The organism is Streptomyces sp. NPDC059477 (assembly GCF_042749375.1).
GTDB lineage: Bacteria > Actinomycetota > Actinomycetes > Streptomycetales > Streptomycetaceae > Streptomyces.
The window spans coordinates 2,158-4,258 of record NZ_JBHYUG010000173.1 but is presented as its reverse complement, the minus strand read 5'-3'; the positions used below and the strand labels follow the sequence as shown (position 1 = coordinate 4,258).

The following is a 2,101-nucleotide window of genomic DNA, read 5'->3' as shown; positions in this document are numbered from 1 at the left end:
GGGTTGGGGGCTATGTGGGTGGGGGGGCCCCCCGCCCCCCGCCCCCCCGCGGGGGGCGCGGGGGCCCCCCTCCCGTGTTTCCGCCACTGGGGGGGGGCCCCCGGCGGTCAGCAGGACGCGGACGGCCGCCAACTCGTCCTGCACCGAGGCCGTGTACAACGCGGCCGTACCGTCGGCGCCGGAGCGCAGCAGAGCGGTCGCCGTCCTCGTGTCACCCGTCCTCGCCGCCCGGTCCAGCTTGGCGGACAGTTTCTTGCTCTCGCGTCTCTTCACGGTCGCCGACCCTACGCGGCTGCATCGTCCCGAACAGCTTCAGCCACCCAGGCACATCGACCTCGGCCCTGACCGTTTTCCCGGGCTGCCGGTCCAGCACCTCCCACCGGTCCGCGACCGCCGCCACGAGCATCAGCCCGCGCCCCGACTCGTCCAGCTCACCCGGGGCGCCGACCTCCCCCGGCCCCGGCGGACGGGACTCGCTCCTCGTGTCGGTCACCTCGATCCGCACACTGCCGGTCACCACCGACAGCCGCAGCTCGAAGTCCCGCCCGGGCACCCGCCCGTGCGTCACGGCGTTCGCCGCGAGTTCGGCGACGACGAGGGCGACTCTCTCGGATACGTCGGAGCCGTGGGGGATGCCCCAGATGTCGAGCCGGGTCCGGGCGAGGAAGCGCGCCAGCCTGGCGCAACGCGGTGTTGCGGGCAAACGCTCGGTGAACACGCGTACGGTGGCTTGTTGCTGGGGAGAAAGGGGAGTGGCCATGACTTAAATGTCGGCCGCTGTGGCCCACTTCACTAGGGCAAATCCGCGTACGCTGCGCGAGCGTACGCGGTTACCCTCTGGACAGTACCGGTCACGTCCCGTAACGATGCTGGGAGTCATGGTGCAGCGGGGACGTGTGCGAGAGGTGGCCGAAGGTGAGCGACAGCAACGCGGCGGGGACGACTGGGAAGAAGGGTGGTGAGCCGAACTCCTCCGACAGCATGCGGACGTTCGGCGCGGTGCACCAGGCCCTGCGGGAGCATGCGGGGCTCAGCAGGGAGGAGTTCGCCGAGCTGGTGGGCTTCTCCAAACACACGGTCGCCTCGATCGAGTTGGGACGGCGCATGCCGGATCCTGACTATGTGGAGCGGGCGGAGGAGGCTTCGGGGAACACGGGGGCTCTGCGGAAGCCTATGGAGCACGTGGCCCGACAGCCGGGATTGGCGGCTTGGTTCCGGCAGTGGGCTCGGCTGGAGGAGCGCGCGATCGCTCTGTACACGTACGAAAGCAGGATGATTCCAGGTCTGTTGCAGACGGAGGAGTACGCGCGGGTGCTGTTCGGCAGCCAGACTCCGCCGCTGAACGACGAGCAGATCGAGGAGCAGTGGACGGCTCGGGCGAAGCGGCAACGGCTCCTGTATGAGCGGCCGAACACCGCCTTCGGGTTCATCCTGGAGGAGAGCATCTTCCGGCGCCGCACGGGTGGCCCGGAGGTCACACGCCGACTCATCGACCATGTGCTGGAGATCGGCGAACTGCGCAACGTGCAGATCCAGATCATGCCGACCGAGCAGGACACACACGCGGGACTGGGCGGCCCTATGAGGCTGGCTGAGACCCCGGAGAACCAGCGCTTCGCCTACTGTGAGGGGCAGGAAAGCGGGCAGCTCATCTCCTCCCGAAAGATCGTCAGCATGCTGGAGATGCGGTATGCCAGTATGCGCTCACAGGCTCTCACCATCAAAGACTCCAAGAGCCTGTTGCAGCGGATGCGAGGAGAACTATGAGCACCAGCGAACTGACCTGGTTCAAGAGCAGCTACAGCAGCGGATCCGGCGATGACTGCGTGGAGGTCGCCCTCTCCTGGCACAAGTCGAGCTACAGCAGCAGTGCATCGGGCGACTGCGTAGAGGTCGCCACCTGCCCGGAGACCATCCACGTCCGTGACTCCAAGAACGCGCACGGCCCGCACCTGGCCCTCTCCCCCACCACCTGGGGAAACTTCCTCACCCAGCTCACTCACTGAGCACCATGCGCCCCCGGCACCGGCCGAACCGGCGCCCGGGGCGCACGCCGGTGATCTCAGTGGGCGGGGCGCGCCCCCGCCCCGTCCGGGTCCCC

Annotated in this window: 3 protein-coding genes; 2 read left to right on the top strand and 1 reads right to left on the bottom strand. The window is 68.6% G+C overall.

Annotated features, from left to right (window positions below):
* Positions 1-211: 211 nt before the first annotated feature.
* A complete protein-coding gene (locus ACFXAZ_RS39155) occupies positions 212-760 on the bottom strand; it encodes an ATP-binding protein (protein WP_384601764.1) in 549 nt (182 codons plus the stop codon).
* A 221-nt stretch (positions 761-981) separates the two neighbouring features.
* Between ACFXAZ_RS39155 and ACFXAZ_RS39150 the strand changes: the two genes are divergently transcribed.
* Both ACFXAZ_RS39150 and ACFXAZ_RS39145 read left to right on the top strand, forming a co-directional pair.
* A complete protein-coding gene (locus ACFXAZ_RS39150) occupies positions 982-1,767 on the top strand; it encodes a helix-turn-helix domain-containing protein (RefSeq protein WP_384601772.1) in 786 nt (261 codons plus the stop codon).
* A complete protein-coding gene (locus ACFXAZ_RS39145) occupies positions 1,764-2,006 on the top strand; it encodes a DUF397 domain-containing protein (protein WP_384601761.1) in 243 nt (80 codons plus the stop codon). The genes ACFXAZ_RS39150 and ACFXAZ_RS39145 overlap by 4 nt, the downstream gene beginning before the upstream one ends.
* Positions 2,007-2,101 lie beyond the last annotated feature (95 nt).

Coding starts and splice junctions, on each gene's coding strand:
- ACFXAZ_RS39145 (WP_384601761.1), top strand. CDS start 1,764: ATGAGCACCAGCGAACTGACCTGGTTCAAGAGCAGCTACAGCAGCGGA.
- ACFXAZ_RS39150 (WP_384601772.1), top strand. CDS start 982: ATGCGGACGTTCGGCGCGGTGCACCAGGCCCTGCGGGAGCATGCGGGG.
- ACFXAZ_RS39155 (WP_384601764.1), bottom strand. CDS start 760: ATGGCCACTCCCCTTTCTCCCCAGCAACAAGCCACCGTACGCGTGTTC.